Annotated in this window: 14 protein-coding genes and 1 riboswitch; of the genes, 5 read left to right on the top strand and 9 right to left on the bottom strand. The window is 45.9% G+C overall.

The window, feature by feature from the left end; genetic code table 11:
- Nucleotides 1–19: 19 nt before the first annotated feature.
- The 3 genes from OCU35_RS04360 to OCU35_RS04350 form a co-directional block, all read right to left on the bottom strand.
- Entirely contained in the window at nt 20–616 is a 597-nt protein-coding gene (locus OCU35_RS04360) for a LysE/ArgO family amino acid transporter (RefSeq protein WP_017032543.1), read from the bottom strand.
- 494 nt (nt 617–1,110) lie between these two features.
- The gene (locus tag OCU35_RS04355; RefSeq protein ID WP_261825708.1) at nt 1,111–2,112 is read right to left on the bottom strand and encodes a GGGtGRT protein; all 1,002 of its coding nucleotides are present in this window, start codon (nt 2,110–2,112) and stop codon (nt 1,111–1,113) included.
- Between the two features lie 17 nt (nt 2,113–2,129).
- Complete coding sequence (locus OCU35_RS04350; protein ID WP_017027721.1) at nt 2,130–2,822, bottom strand: iron-sulfur cluster assembly scaffold protein; 693 nt, start codon at nt 2,820–2,822, stop codon at nt 2,130–2,132.
- A 147-nt stretch (nt 2,823–2,969) separates the two neighbouring features.
- Nucleotides 2,970–3,037, bottom strand: a riboswitch (Fluoride riboswitch).
- A 188-nt stretch (nt 3,038–3,225) separates the two neighbouring features.
- On the opposite strand from OCU35_RS04350, the gene OCU35_RS04345 reads away from it, so the two are divergent.
- The gene (locus OCU35_RS04345) at nt 3,226–4,047 is read left to right on the top strand and encodes a MaoC/PaaZ C-terminal domain-containing protein (protein ID WP_017243488.1); all 822 of its coding nucleotides are present in this window, start codon (nt 3,226–3,228) and stop codon (nt 4,045–4,047) included.
- A 1-nt stretch (nt 4,048) separates the two neighbouring features.
- Here the strand turns inward: OCU35_RS04345 and OCU35_RS04340 are convergent, their stop codons facing one another.
- Nucleotides 4,049–4,987 carry an endonuclease/exonuclease/phosphatase family protein gene (locus OCU35_RS04340; protein WP_017027719.1) on the bottom strand — a complete coding sequence of 313 codons (939 nt, stop codon included), beginning with the start codon at nt 4,985–4,987 and terminating at the stop codon, nt 4,049–4,051.
- A gap of 101 nt (nt 4,988–5,088) precedes the next feature.
- On the opposite strand from OCU35_RS04340, the gene OCU35_RS04335 reads away from it, so the two are divergent.
- On the top strand, nt 5,089–6,141 hold the full coding sequence (locus OCU35_RS04335) for an aldo/keto reductase (protein ID WP_017027718.1): 1,053 nt from the start codon (nt 5,089–5,091) through the stop codon (nt 6,139–6,141).
- A 24-nt stretch (nt 6,142–6,165) separates the two neighbouring features.
- Nucleotides 6,166–7,059 carry a hypothetical protein gene (locus OCU35_RS04330; protein ID WP_017027717.1) on the top strand — a complete coding sequence of 298 codons (894 nt, stop codon included), beginning with the start codon at nt 6,166–6,168 and terminating at the stop codon, nt 7,057–7,059.
- Nucleotides 7,060–7,104: 45 nt separating this feature from the next.
- Here OCU35_RS04330 and OCU35_RS04325 read toward each other — a convergent pair whose 3' ends face one another.
- Complete coding sequence (locus tag OCU35_RS04325) at nt 7,105–7,578, bottom strand: DM13 domain-containing protein (RefSeq protein ID WP_102329015.1); 474 nt, start codon at nt 7,576–7,578, stop codon at nt 7,105–7,107.
- 37 nt (nt 7,579–7,615) lie between these two features.
- Nucleotides 7,616–8,812, bottom strand: coding sequence for a benzoate/H(+) symporter BenE family transporter (locus tag OCU35_RS04320; protein WP_261825707.1), 1,197 nt, complete (start codon nt 8,810–8,812; stop codon nt 7,616–7,618).
- Nucleotides 8,813–8,950: 138 nt separating this feature from the next.
- Here OCU35_RS04320 and OCU35_RS04315 point away from each other — a divergent pair, with 138 nt between their 5' ends.
- On the top strand, nt 8,951–9,487 hold the full coding sequence (locus OCU35_RS04315; protein ID WP_017027714.1) for a helix-turn-helix domain-containing protein: 537 nt from the start codon (nt 8,951–8,953) through the stop codon (nt 9,485–9,487).
- Nucleotides 9,488–9,506: 19 nt separating this feature from the next.
- Here the strand turns inward: OCU35_RS04315 and OCU35_RS04310 are convergent, their stop codons facing one another.
- A complete protein-coding gene (locus OCU35_RS04310; RefSeq protein WP_017027713.1) occupies nt 9,507–10,397 on the bottom strand; it encodes a DMT family transporter in 891 nt (296 codons plus the stop codon).
- 163 nt (nt 10,398–10,560) lie between these two features.
- Between OCU35_RS04310 and rlmF the strand changes: the two genes are divergently transcribed.
- Nucleotides 10,561–11,511 (top strand): 23S rRNA (adenine(1618)-N(6))-methyltransferase RlmF, encoded by a 951-nt coding sequence (rlmF, locus tag OCU35_RS04305; RefSeq protein ID WP_261825706.1) that lies wholly within the window; start codon nt 10,561–10,563, stop codon nt 11,509–11,511.
- A gap of 85 nt (nt 11,512–11,596) precedes the next feature.
- Here rlmF and ribB read toward each other — a convergent pair whose 3' ends face one another.
- Together ribB and OCU35_RS04295 are read right to left on the bottom strand one after the other, a co-directional pair.
- Nucleotides 11,597–12,703: a 3,4-dihydroxy-2-butanone-4-phosphate synthase gene (gene ribB / locus OCU35_RS04300; RefSeq protein ID WP_261825705.1), complete on the bottom strand. Its 1,107-nt coding sequence runs from the start codon at nt 12,701–12,703 to the stop codon at nt 11,597–11,599.
- A 30-nt stretch (nt 12,704–12,733) separates the two neighbouring features.
- Entirely contained in the window at nt 12,734–13,576 is an 843-nt protein-coding gene (locus OCU35_RS04295; RefSeq protein WP_017027710.1) for a sugar phosphate isomerase/epimerase family protein, read from the bottom strand.
- Between the last annotated feature and the right edge of the window lie 10 nt (nt 13,577–13,586).

The raw sequence follows: 13,586 nt of genomic DNA, 5'->3' as shown, positions 1-13,586 counted from the left end.
GGTCTGTTGACCTAGAAGTTTATCGTAATAATTCGATAGCGAGTATCAGCATCACAGCGCCCACCGCTCCCTCAAGTACTTTCCAAGTATGGGCTTTTTTGAAGTAAGGGGTTAATAATCTTGCGCCGTATCCCAAACTAAAGAAGAAAACAAAGGATGCACACACCGCCCCGATACCGAATAAGTGTTTATCTGCGCCATATTGAGTCGACACTGAACCCAATAAAACCAAGGTATCAAGATAGACATGGGGATTGAGCCAGGTAAAGGCGAGGCAAACGGCGAGGGTTTTACTTAATGAGGAAGGTGCTTTAGCGGTTGGGTCTAATGTATGTTTATTCTTAAAGGCAGACCACAGACTGCTAGTGCCATACACAATCAAGAATAATGCACCGCCATATCGCGCAATATCTTCCACTTGAGGGTAAGCCTTCACTACCACAGAGAAGCCTGCGACACCGGCACTGATCAGCAGAGCATCTGAAACGGCGCATACCAAGCAGACCCAAAATACATGCTGCCTAAGCAAGCCTTGCTTTATGACAAAGGCATTTTGCGCTCCGATAGCCAAAATGAGTGATAGACCAATAGAAAAGCCAGCCAAAAACGCAGACATTGATTCATCCTTGAATACTACAGTGTGACAACTCTACAAGTGAACTTGTTAATTTACAAAAGGAAAAAGAGCAAACCCATCGGAAAGAGTTTGCTCTTTGTGCCCACAAGCAAAAAGCAATGAGCGGTATCACTAGTTGTCTTGGTATCATCATAATTTCTAGCCTTCAGCTGTTAGCTGTTAGCTGTCAGCTGTCAGCTGTCAGCTGAAAGCTCAATGGTGATAACAATAGATATCAATCTGGCGGTAGAGATCCATCTATTTGAGCATAAGACTAGAAGTTAGCTGCTATTCATGACAACGCATGAGTAGAACAAGAGGGATGGTCAGCTAACTTCCAGAATTATTTATTAATACCAATCACACTAAGTAAGTGATCAGAAATAGCGAAGGAAAAATACTTGAGAACAAGGCAGGATTTTTGATAAGTAGTTATTCTACAATCAAAAATTCTAACGCAGTTATCGAGTATTTTAACCAGCTAGGCTGACCAGTTATTTAGTACGGTTGGTATAAACTCTTTTTGCTTTTAGCGCTTCATCAACCGCTACTGCAAGAGCCACAGATGCACCCACCATTGGGTTGTTACCCATACCGATGAAGCCCATCATTGCAACGTGTGCGGGTACTGAAGAGCTACCTGCAAACTGAGCGTCAGCGTGCATGCGACCCATAGTATCTGTCATGCCGTATGATGCAGGACCTGCTGCCACGTTATCAGGGTGAAGAGTACGACCAGTACCACCACCGGATGCTACAGAGAAGTACGCTTTACCTTCGCGATTACATTCTGCTTTGTAGATGCCCGCTACAGGGTGTTGGAAGCGTGTAGGGTTAGTAGAGTTACCAGTAATACTTACATCAACACCTGCACTGCGCATGATAGCGACACCTTCACGTACATCGTCAGCACCGTAACAGATGATCTCGCCGCGTGGGCCTTGAGAGAAACGACGGCGTTCTACTTCATTAAGCTCGCCAGTATCGTAGTCGTATTGAGTTCTTACGTAAGTGAAGCCATTAATGCGTGAGATTAGGTAGGCTGCATCTTTACCTAAACCGTTAAGGATAACTTTAAGCGGTGTAGTACGTGCTTTGTTTACGTTAAGTGCAATCTTGATTGCGCCTTCTGCTGCCGCAAATGACTCGTGGCCAGCAAGGAAAGCAAAACAGGTGCTTTTTTCATCTAGAAGACGAGCGGCTAGCGCGCCGTGACCAATACCAACTTGGCGTTGGTCTGCCACACTGCCTGGTTTACAAGACGCTTGTAGTCCTTTACCAATGGCATTTGCCGCTTCAATTGAAGTCTTGCTATCAGTGAATAGAGCGTAAGCGGTACCTACAGTGTACGCTTCAACTGCGCTTTCAAAAGCGATAGGCTGAGTTTCCATGACTTGTTCACGGGTATCGATGCCAAATTCTTTACAATAAGCGAACGCTTCTTCTAAAGAGTTCATGTTCATTTCGGTTAGTAGAGCTTGAGTTGCGTTGTTCATGATTCAGTCCTCTTCGCTTATTGTTGACGTGGGTTAATAGTTTTAACAGCTTCGTCGAAACGACCATACTGACCACTAGCTTGTGCCAGTGCTGTCTCAGCATCAACGCCAGCGTTGACTGCTTTCATGAATTTACCAAGGTTCATGTATTGGTAACCGATGACTTCATCGTTTTCATCAAGACCCATTTTCGTTACATAACCTTCTGCGATTTCCATGTAACGAACGCCTTTCGCTCTAGTTGAGTAGCTAGTACCCACTTGGCTACGAAGAGTTTGACCTAGGTCTTCTAGTGCTTCACCCACTTCCAGACCGCCATCTGAAAATGCTGATTGAGTTCGACCGTAGGTAAACTGAAGGAAGATTTCGCGCATTGCCACGTTGATAGCGTCACACACTAAGTCAGTGTTCATTGCTTCAAGAATGGTTTTGCCGGTAAGAATTTCTGATGCCATTGCTGCTGATTGAGTCATACCTGAACAGCCAATGGTTTCGATTAGAACTTCTTCAATGATGCCTTGCTTTACGTTGAGAGTAAGTTTAGCAGCGCCTTGCTGAGGTGCACATGCACCTACGCCGTGGCTTAGACCAGAGATTGCAATAACCTCTTTAGGATTGATCATACGGCCTTCTACTGGAATAGGAGAAGAAGCATGTAGGTCGCCACGTTGAATTGGGCACATTGATTGAATTTCGTTTGTGTAATGCATAATGTTTTCCGCTCTAACAAATGAATAAAGTTGGGAAAACAGTGCGAGAAAGGATTGGGTGCAAGATGGATTAGATACGCCCTACCAAACCGAGTACTACAAGGTACTAGCCTCAAAGGTCATAAAGACCATGAGTCACTGTTTCCGATTTTGGTAGGAGTCATTAGCCGACTGGTCGGCGGTTAAGTAGGTGGAACCCCATCACCTGTGCCACTAAATTTAAGTCAAACGAGCGAGTGTCACAATAGGCATAAATGCAATCTAACATTACAACTATGCAACTGGTTAACTACTTAAGATCGAGAGCTGGATAAAATTTACGTTATTTCAATAAGATAGTTTTAATAATGCTTGCTAACATTCATGAATAGACAAGTAAACCGTACTTAGGGATAAGCAATTAATGTCACAAAAAACCATTGAATATAAAAATCTGCCGAGCAATCTGCGCATTTTGGGCAGAACTTTATTCAAATCTCAATCCCGTTCCGCTATCCCACAGTTACATTACACCGTAAAAGATTTTCACTTTGACCAAACGCACCTACAAAGCTACCAACGCTATTGTGGTTTTACTCATGCGCAGCTGCCCTTGCCCTATTTATTTGTTGCCAGCCAAAAGGCGCAATTGCATCTACTCACCGACAATCAGTTTCCGCTGAAGACATTAGGGTTAATCCACACTGGAATTCGTTTTTATCGACATAAGGAGATCGATACTAGAGCAAACTACGATGTCACTGTTTCGGTTGGCCATGTTGAAAGCAAGGCTCGAGGCATAGAGTTTGAGTTATGTGTACAGTTTTTTGAAAATGATGAACGAATGTGTGGGTTCGATAGCCGCTATTTTTCCATCACGAGTAGCCAGCGAGGAAATAAGCCTGCGCCAATAGCGGACGACTTTAGTGCCTTTCAGCATATTGCTCGGCTGAAGATAACAGAGCAAAGCGTTCGCGGGTATGCACGGGTATCGGGCGACTACAATCCCATCCATTTGCACAGGCTGACATCCGCACCCTTCGGCTTTAAGAAACCCATCGCCCACGGCCTCTATTTATTGGCTCGCTCGCTAGTGTCTCTGGATATTGCGCCAGCAGAGGTCGAAGTCAACTTTAAGCGCCCTGCACTGCTGCCCATTGAAACCGAATTAGTTCAAACGGGCAATCAGGCATTATTGCTTAATCCAGAATCAAAACCGCTGCTTGATATAAAGTGGACTAGCTAATCTAATCTCGCTCTGTGAGTGTGATAGTCACAATGCCATGGTCGCTGGCCATACGGTCGATGGCATAGATAGGGTTTACAAGATGACTATCAGAGACCTGATAATGACTCACCTCAAACAAACAAGACGCACTATTGCGATCAAATTCCTCTGAAAGCATGATGTAGTCTAGGACGCTGCCTTTTGCGCCATAATAGTGTGTGGCTTGTATTGGTGGCTCTTGTGCTAAAAGGGTCTTCGAATCGCCAAGCCCTGTTGTTTCATCATCGCGAGTCGTATGGAAACAAGAAAATTCGGCACTGGATAAATCTCGATTAAAGTCTCCCATCAATACCTGAGGGTAACCTTTGCTGCGCTTACGCTGGGCAAAGAAAGCATCAATAAAACGAGCCTCAAGCCCCCTTTGCATGGTAGAACGCCAACTCTCAATCGGCTTCAAGCCGGGGTTTTCGACGCTAAGGGCTTTGGGCCGCTGAGACTTAAAGTGCACCACCACACAATCCACCTTACCAATAACCGGCAATTCGATAAGTGCATGCAAGGGGGCTCGGCTAAAAGCAAAACCTAACTCTGCCGATGCCGTAGGGTCAGATTCAATCGCAGAGACCGACAGCAATGGATAGCGAGAAGCAATGCCCACCACTGGCTCTGAATGGATAAAATCACTCTCGACCTTTGGCTCATCAATCACCGCAAAATACGGATAACCGATGCTAGCGAGCTGCTCTTCCAATTCAACGGCACTGAAGATCTCCTGAAAACCAATCACGTCGGCATCCGAAGCCTCTATTTGCTGGAGTGTCCAATGTTGTTTGTCCTGCCAATGGGCAAAGCTATAGATGTTTTCGAAGTCGTAATACGCCCCCGGAGGCGCTAGGTAATTAAACAGGTTGAAGGTCGTGATCTTAATTTGATGTGGGCGCAAAGAGCATCCATCCATTACAGTTGCCAGAAAGCTTAACTCCAAGATAACTCAAGTTACTGGTTTCAGCGAGTGCCATAGAGTATCTTAAAGAGATAATCAGGATGAGGAGAGCCCACATGGAATACGCCAAACTTGGCCATAGTGAACTGCAAGTATCGCGCGTCTGCTTAGGTAGCATGACTTGGGGAGTGCAAAACAATCAACAAGATGCCGATGAGCAAATCAGTCATGCCCTAGCGCAAGGCGTCAATTTTATCGACACCGCAGAAATGTACGCCATCCCGCCTACTCCAGATACTTATGGAAAAACTGAAGCCATCATTGGTGACTGGATCGCTCGCAATCAAGCTAAGCGTCAAGAGACTATTATTGCCACAAAAATTGCAGGGCCCGGCATGCATTGGGTTCGCGATGGTGGCCCTATTACTGGCGAAGCCGTTATTCAATCGGTAGAGAATTCGTTAAAGAGGCTGCAAACGGACTACATTGATCTTTACCAACTGCACTGGCCAAACAGAACCTCTCCTCACTTTGGTAAGCAATGGCCAAATACCTTCAGCTTCGCAGACGTTGACGTCAGCTCACAGCGCTCACAAATGCTAGAGATCTTACAGGCGCTCAACGAATGTATTACCGCAGGTAAGATTCGCCATTGTGGGCTATCCGACGAAACGACTTGGGGCATCAGCACCTATCTAGAGCTTGCCGAAAAACACAGCCTACCTAAGATGGTTTCCATACAAAACGAGTTCAGCCTACTGTGTCAAAAGGATTGGCCCTACTTGATTGAACACTGCCATCATGCGGATGTCGCTTATCTACCTTGGTCACCGTTGGCTAGTGGTTTGTTAACCGGGAAATATGCCAATGGCGCTCGCCCTGAAGGCAGCCGCTGGAGCTTAATGAACTCAAATAACATCTACCGAAGCACTGAACTCGCACACAGCGCCGTAGCGCAGTACGCTGACATCGCCAAAGACATCGGCATTACTCCAGCGCAACTGGCGTTAGCTTGGTGTAACAGCGTTCAGGGGGTGACCTCTAGCATTATTGGCGCGACGAGCATGTCTCAGCTAAAGGAAGACCTAGCAGCCTTCGAACTGACTCTGGATAATGAAACTCAGAAACGTATTGCCAACGTCATCAAGCAAATTCCTGCTCCTTATTAATTGACCAAACTCGAGCCCAGAAAAATGAGTGAGTTAACACCTTTAAAAAACGACACTGCTGCGCCTTCATCTCCGAAATCAAACCGCGCACTCCTTACCGTAATTACTCTGCTTCTCACCATTGGCGCAGTGCTAAACTTTGCGGATCACTACGCCGATATCAAACTCAACGAATCCTTAGAACAAGGCGTTGTCGCCTTTGCATCGGTGCGCAGTATTCATGCTGTCATATCTATGCTGAAAGGCACTGAAATCAGCGTCCCATTCCTTACAGTGAGTGTTGGGGAGATTCTATCGCCCGCAACAGAGATACTGCAGTCGACTTCTACCGTACTTACCACAGCTTTAGCATCGCTGGGCTTACAGAAAATCTTACTGGATGTGTTTTCAGCCAAATTGGTCAATATAACCATAGCCATCAGTGCCTTTGCCTATTTGGTTACCTTGTGGGTATCGTCTTTTAGTCGATTTTTGAAGTTCACACAGTCGCTATTTTTTGTCCTCTGTCTGACTCGATATCTGCTAGTAGGAACACTATTGCTCAATAGCCTAGTCGATACCTTGTTTTTAAATGAACAAACAGAACAGATCACCCAGCAGACCGATTTTATTGCCACAGATTTGCATCAGTTTAATCAGCAGTTGATTGACGGAAAGGCAGCAGAGTACGAGGAAGATGATAGCCTACTGGGCAGCGCGAAAAGAACGTGGAATAACGTAACCAATGGCTTTGAACAAACCAAGCAAGAGATGCAACAAAGCTTTGATGAACTTCAGGAAAAAACAGAGTCTTTAGTCATCAATCTACTCACCCTGATTGCAATGTTCACGCTAAAAACCATTTTGATCCCCATAGGCTTTTTGCTACTGCTGAAAAACCTGTATTGGAGTCTGATTAAGCGCTTATCACCTATTTAATTACTCGCTTCCCCCCTGAATGTTAGGGGGAAGCGAGTATAAGACCTAGTCTCTGTATTTGGCGGAGGTAATAAATTCGCCAAAGCTTTCACACCAAATAATCACGGTCGTGTAATCTTCAAGGTCGATGGACTTATCGACAGTGAGACTAAAGCCGTTAAAGCTTTTTACGTCTCCCACCTGCACCATCTGTGGTTTTAATTGGTTGAATTTGGCTTCTGTTTCTACATAGTCTGGAGAGAGGTACAACTTGTAGTCAGGGCCCGGCGCTAATTCACCCACAAAGGAGATTTGCTCTGCGCTAAGCATCACCTTTCCTTCTCCCCAATGGAAAAAGTCGCTGTCTTGGCGCTCTTTATCAAAGCTTGCGGTAAACTCAGCCTTATCAAAATGCTGAATGATTTGTTCCGTTGGTGCCGGTGGGGCGGTCAAAATCGGCAGTGCATAAATACCAAGGGCAAAACCAAAGCCAATTGCGATACTATGAGTAACCAATAACAATACTTTTTTCAACGCCATCAATCCTTGTACAAAGGGTTCACTAACTCATTCAATTCTAGGCATATTCACGGCGACTTGCTGAAGAAAGTGCATAAGCGGTAATACCCAATAACAATCCCCAAAAAGCACTACCAATACCCATAAGCGACACGCCAGATGCGGTCATTAAAAAGGTAAGCAAGGCTGGCTCTCTTTCACTCGCGTCATTTAGCGCAATAGCAAGGCTATTACCTATGGTTCCCACTAGAGCGAGTCCGGCTATGGTAAACACTAAGGTTTGCGGAAAGACCGAAAATAGCGTCGCTACCGTTGCCGCAAATAGCCCAGTGAGCAGATAAAACAGGCCTGCCCATACCGATGCCATATAACGCGTTTTAGGATCTTCGCCCGCTTCTTTTCCCATACATATAGCCGCAGTAATGGCAGCCAGATTAAACGCAAAGCCACCAAACGGTGCCATCAGCACGCCCATGAATCCGGTGGTTGAGATAAGTGGAGACGATGGCGTCTGATAGCCATTCGCCCTCAACACAGCAATACCCGGCACATTTTGTGAGGCCATGGTCACCACAAATAAGGGAATCCCTATGCCTATCAGCGCAGATAAAGAAAACTCAGGGGAAATCCAAACAGGAGCGGCCATTTCTAACCTGATGCCCTCTAATCTTAATGAGCCCTGAGTCAAACTTATGGCGACTCCTATCAACAGCACTAAGGGAATGGTATACAGAGGAACACATCGTTTTAGAACAAGATAGCCAATGAGCATACCCCCCACCAGCAAGGGGTCGATGGCGATTCCCGTAAACACATTTAGACCAAACTGCAATAAGACTCCGGCCAACATGGCAGAAGCGATAGAGCTTGGTATATGGCGAGTCAGTTTTTCAAACCAACCCGTTAGGCCGCACACCAGTATTAGGGTGGATGAGAACAGAAACACCCCTATCGCCTGATTGAGACTAACGCCGTCTAGTGAGGTTGCCAGTAATGCCGCCCCAGGTGTCGACCATGCCGTTAATATGGGGGTTTTATAAAAGAGGGATAAGCCTATAGTGGTCACCGCCATCCCTACACCTAGCGCCCACAGCCATGAACTGATTTGCTCAGCACTGGCACCCGCTGCATTAGCAGCTTGAAAGATAATGACCGCAGAGCTGGTATAGCCGACCAACACCGCAATAAACCCTGCGGTAACATGAGATAGATTAAAGAAGCGATGGATCTTCTGACCATACTGACTGACGTGCATACCCTTGCCCTTCCCCTATTACTATAAACAGCATCCTTTGTGCGCAATAACGCACAAATCAAAAGATAGCACTTGTGCGCTATAACGTACAGCTCTAAACTAATAAAGGATAAGCAGGGAAAACGAGCGTGGTATCAAGTGTCAGAACAGCTATTTAAGCAGCAAGTGGGAAAGAAGTTAAAATCGATTCGTCTGGATAAACAGCTTAGCCTAGACGCTGCTGCAAAGCTCACTGGGGTGTCCAAAGCAATGCTTGGGCAGATTGAACGAGGTGAATCCAGCCCTACCATCAACAAGCTTTGGCAAATTGCCAGTGGGTTAGAGGTGTCCTTCTCTTCTTTCTTTGCCACAAACAAAGAACTGCGTCAGCACACCCAAGCCTTTCCCAACGACAGTAAGATGAAGGTTGATACGCTGTTTGGCTATCAAGGCGATACCCAGTTTGAGATGTTTGAAATACAGCTTACAGACTTTCACCAGCAAGACTCTACACCTCACAGCCATGGGGTCATTGAGCATATTGTCGTGTTATCGGGGGAGCTCGCTATGTGGTTCGACGGTGACTGGCACCCATTACAGCAAGGAGAGTGTGTTCGATTTTTTGCAGATCAAGCGCACAGCTACAAAGCCATAACTGAAACCGTGCGCTTTCAAAATATTGTGTACTACCCCTAGCCCTAGCTATAACGCTAGATTATGAGGCTACATCGGTAGCTATGTCCGCAGCCTTATCGGTGGGCTTTTTTCTTCTGCGCCAGCGGATGGGCATTAACGGAACCACAATCATCGCAATACCAATGATAGTCAACAGGTCTGGGATCTCGTCAAACCACATGATCCCAAACAGGGTAACAAAAACCAGACCTGAATATTCTGCCAAGGCTATCTGACTTGCAGGGGCTTTTTTATACGCCACAACCACCAGCGCGTGATAGCTCAATACAAAAAAGTTGATCGCTAAGATCCAAAACAGGTGACGAATTTCAATGGGACCCCAATTCGGTAGCGCCAGTAAAAACGCTCCAGGGATCGTTAAAGCGGTAGTCCAAAACAGCGTCGACACCACTGACTGAGAAACCGGCAAGCGCTTGATTAAGATATTGCCTACCGCCATCGCCAAAGCACTACCCAAGGCAATAATCGCCGCCCAATGAAAATGCTCAGGTCTTAACACCACCAGCACGCCAATAAAGCCAATACCCGTTGCGATCACCTTCTTCATCGGAGGCATCTCTTTCAAAAAGATGATCGACAATGGCAGCATCATTAACGGGGCCACATAAAACATCGCGTTCGCCGTTGCCAAGGTTAAATGGGTAATCGCCACCATAGCGCAGCCGCTGCCAATCAAAATAAATTGCGAGCGCCAAAAGTTAATCTTGCCACAACCCTGCATACGCTCTTCCCTTGGTAGGCGCAGCCATAATGGCGCAATGATCAGCAGGCTCATGATCTGCCTGATCAACACATACTGAAAGGTGGGCACCTCACCATTAAGGACCTTAAGTGAAACATCCGAGAGTGAAGCTAAGAAATTGGCAAAGACCAATAATAAGATGGCTTGAGTGACCGAGTTACCGCGCATAGTGCTCTAACATAGTGAAGAATGGCAAAGAGGCGCGAAGATATCAGTCTTTGTGCGATAGATCCAATTGTATGATTAATTAAGCTTGCGCTAACATTAAGCTAAGCTTGTGCTAAAGTAGCGACCGCAATGCAGACACCCAATACCGAGTATCGATATCCTGATGAAAAATAACAAAGTTACCGCAAAAAAAGCTGTGAAAGCCGGTCTTCATCCGCGAAATAAACACCACGGACGTTACGATATCGATGCCTTGGTAAAAGCACTCCCAGAATTAAAGCGTAAAGTGACACTCAATCCTAAGGGAGAGCAAACCGTAGACTTTAGTGACCCTGAAGCCGTGCTAACCCTTAATAAGGCCTTGCTGGCGCACCACTATCAGGTGAAGTTCTGGGACATCCCAAAGGGCTATCTATGCCCGCCGATCCCAGGACGTGCCGATTATGTGCACCGCTTAGCAGACTTATTGGATACCACCGATAACACCATCAATGCTCTCGATATCGGCACAGGGGCGAGCTGTATTTACCCTATTATTGGTGCCACGGACTACCAATGGCACTTTACTGCGTCCGATGTTGACCCAATATCCATCAAGGTCGCCACCGAGATTGCCAAGCTAAACCCTCATCTGTCGAAGAAGATAGTCCCGCGCCTACAAAAAAATGCTGACAATATCTTCAAAGGAGTCATTAAAGAGGGCGAGTACTATCACCTCACCATGTGCAACCCACCCTTTCACAAATCTTTAAAGGATGCGGAGCAAGGGACAAAACGAAAGGCTGACAATCTTGCAAAGAACAGAGCCAAGCGCGGCTCAGAGGCTATGAATAAAAAAGGCCAGCCAATAAAATCAGCGCCACAAGGACTCAACTTTGGTGGCCAAAAAGCGGAGCTTTGGTGCCCGGGCGGCGAAGAGGCCTTCATCAAAAACATGGCCGTAGAAAGTGCCCTATTTAAAGAGCAAGTAGGCTGGTTTAGTACCCTTATATCCAAAAAAGAGAACGTCGCACCGATGCAGAAGGTACTTGGCAAACTAGGTGCGAGCGAGGTCAAGGTTGTTGAGATGTCTCAGGGACAGAAAATCAGTCGATTTATTGCTTGGCGATACTAGGGTCTGTTGACCCTAATTTACTCAAGGCATAAAAAAGCCAGTAAGCAATAACTTACTGGCAAATACAACTACCCGAATTTGGTTTTTACTCGGTAATGTAATCCACTACCTCTAAGCCGAAACCAGACAAGGCGTGATACCTTTTATTTGAAGATGAGAGTAGCTTCATTTTTGATATTCCAAGATCCGCTAATATCTGAGAGCCAACACCCACCTGACGTGACGTATCCACTGGCTTGTGCTTAGGAGTAGCCTCGCCTTCCGCTTGCATTTGAATTGACTTGATCTTTTGTATCTTAGCCTCTGAGGTTTGCTCTTGGCCTAAAATAACAACCGTACCACCTTCGTTAGCTACCTTCTTCAAAACCTTATCTATTGGCCAAACAGGCTGCCCTGCATGGGTAGACAATAGTACGTCACTGAGCTGATCGTATACGTGCACTCGCACTAGAGGCGCTTCCAAATCTGAGCCACTACTTAACGCATAATGAATCTGGTTATCTATGGTGTCTCTGTAGGTCACCATATCAAACTCACCAAACTCAGTTGGCATCTTACATTCAGCAATACGTTCAATCGTCGTTTCTTGAGTATTTCGGTACTCAATCAAGTCCGCAATAGTACCGAGCTTAATATTATGTTTTTCCGCAAACACTTCTAATTGAGGACGGCGAGCCATTGTGCCGTCTTCATTCAAGATCTCTACAATCACAGAAGAAGGCTCAAATCCCGCTAGTCGAGCTAGATCACAACCCGCTTCAGTATGCCCTGCACGGCTAAGTACCCCACCGTCTTTAGCCGCCAAAGGAAAGATATGCCCAGGCTGGACAAGATCGGATGCTACCGCTTGCTTTGCAACAGCAGCCTGAATGGTTACCGCTCGGTCTTCAGCAGAGATGCCCGTTGTCACCCCACTAGCAGCTTCAATAGAGGCGGTAAATGCAGTTGCCCAAGGTTCTGTTGGGTTTTGCACCATAGGAAAGAGATTAAGCTTGTTACAGCGTTCCTGAGTCATGGTCAGGCATATCAGGCCTCGGCCGTGAGTGGCCATGAAGTTGACATCTTGACCTGTCACACACTCGGCAGGGAGCATGATGTCACCCTCATTCTCGCGATCTTCATCATCCATTAAGATCACCATCTTACCCTGACGATAATCTTCGATAACTTCTTCTATTTTACTGATAGGCATTACTAGGGTCCGTATCTGGTTAAACTGAAACTAATTACTGGCTAACTGGCGAATGTAAGAAATACTTTCGTCCAATACTCGAGTGATCTCTTCAATGCTCTCAGGGGAGCGACCACGCACAGGGAAGGTATCCTTACGTCTATGCATTCTTAGTGGCTTTTCAATACTGAATGGAACACACCTATTACTCAATGACTCGACAATAGGCTTAAAATTGATCATACCTTGACCTAAGGCTGGGAAGGTAAACTTATCATCATGAACCGAGACATCTTTCACATGAAAATGTCGGCAGAATGGCATGGCAATACGTGCCTCTTCACTTGGGCTCAGGTTGGGAGCCAAAGAAACGCTGTTTCCTGGATCAAAGTTAAGCGCTAATGCGGGGTGAGACACTTCACTAAGTATGCGCACGCCATCATCAGCGCTAGTGAAGGCATTAAAGTTATGATCCCCACCATTCTCGATACAAATAACACATCCATGCTCTTCGGCATAAGGAGCTAATTGCTTGAGGTTATTGATAATAATATGGCGATCACCGATAGGCCCAGTACATGTATTGAGGTATTTAACACCTAAGTGATGAGCAAAGCGTATACGCATTTTAAACTCTTCTAGTGCATTGGGCGAAGCAAGGTTCATGGTACAGCCTAAGGCTTCTGTTTTAAGTTGCTCTTTCTCCAATAGAGAGAGCAAATAGTGAGCATGAGCCTCAGAGAACATGTCACTATCGAGCTGGCCTACGTATCCTTGATTAAAGGCAAACTCTACATATCCAACCCCTAGGCTTTTGATCGTTTTTAAAGAGATCTTCAAATCATGCCCATCAAAAATAGCGGTATTAATCGCCAACCTATCTAAAATACTCATTTTCTATATC

Source organism: Vibrio breoganii (assembly GCF_024346795.1).
Lineage (GTDB): Bacteria > Pseudomonadota > Gammaproteobacteria > Enterobacterales > Vibrionaceae > Vibrio > Vibrio breoganii.
Note: the sequence above shows the minus strand (reverse complement) of the source record. Positions and strands in the feature narration are given on the sequence as shown.

Bases quoted from the DNA above. Each gene is read 5' to 3' on its own strand.
- OCU35_RS04310 (WP_017027713.1), bottom strand. From the start codon at position 10,397: ATGCGCGGTAACTCGGTCACTCAAGCCATCTTATTATTGGTCTTTGCC.
- ribB (WP_261825705.1), bottom strand. From the start codon at position 12,703: ATGCCTATCAGTAAAATAGAAGAAGTTATCGAAGATTATCGTCAGGGT.
- OCU35_RS04335 (WP_017027718.1), top strand. From the start codon at position 5,089: ATGGAATACGCCAAACTTGGCCATAGTGAACTGCAAGTATCGCGCGTC.
- OCU35_RS04355 (WP_261825708.1), bottom strand. From the start codon at position 2,112: ATGAACAACGCAACTCAAGCTCTACTAACCGAAATGAACATGAACTCT.
- OCU35_RS04350 (WP_017027721.1), bottom strand. From the start codon at position 2,822: ATGCATTACACAAACGAAATTCAATCAATGTGCCCAATTCAACGTGGC.
- OCU35_RS04360 (WP_017032543.1), bottom strand. From the start codon at position 616: ATGTCTGCGTTTTTGGCTGGCTTTTCTATTGGTCTATCACTCATTTTG.
- OCU35_RS04295 (WP_017027710.1), bottom strand. From the start codon at position 13,576: ATGAGTATTTTAGATAGGTTGGCGATTAATACCGCTATTTTTGATGGG.
- rlmF (WP_261825706.1), top strand. From the start codon at position 10,561: ATGAAAAATAACAAAGTTACCGCAAAAAAAGCTGTGAAAGCCGGTCTT.
- OCU35_RS04345 (WP_017243488.1), top strand. From the start codon at position 3,226: ATGTCACAAAAAACCATTGAATATAAAAATCTGCCGAGCAATCTGCGC.
- OCU35_RS04340 (WP_017027719.1), bottom strand. From the start codon at position 4,987: ATGGATGGATGCTCTTTGCGCCCACATCAAATTAAGATCACGACCTTC.
- OCU35_RS04330 (WP_017027717.1), top strand. From the start codon at position 6,166: ATGAGTGAGTTAACACCTTTAAAAAACGACACTGCTGCGCCTTCATCT.
- OCU35_RS04325 (WP_102329015.1), bottom strand. From the start codon at position 7,578: ATGGCGTTGAAAAAAGTATTGTTATTGGTTACTCATAGTATCGCAATT.
- OCU35_RS04320 (WP_261825707.1), bottom strand. From the start codon at position 8,812: ATGCACGTCAGTCAGTATGGTCAGAAGATCCATCGCTTCTTTAATCTA.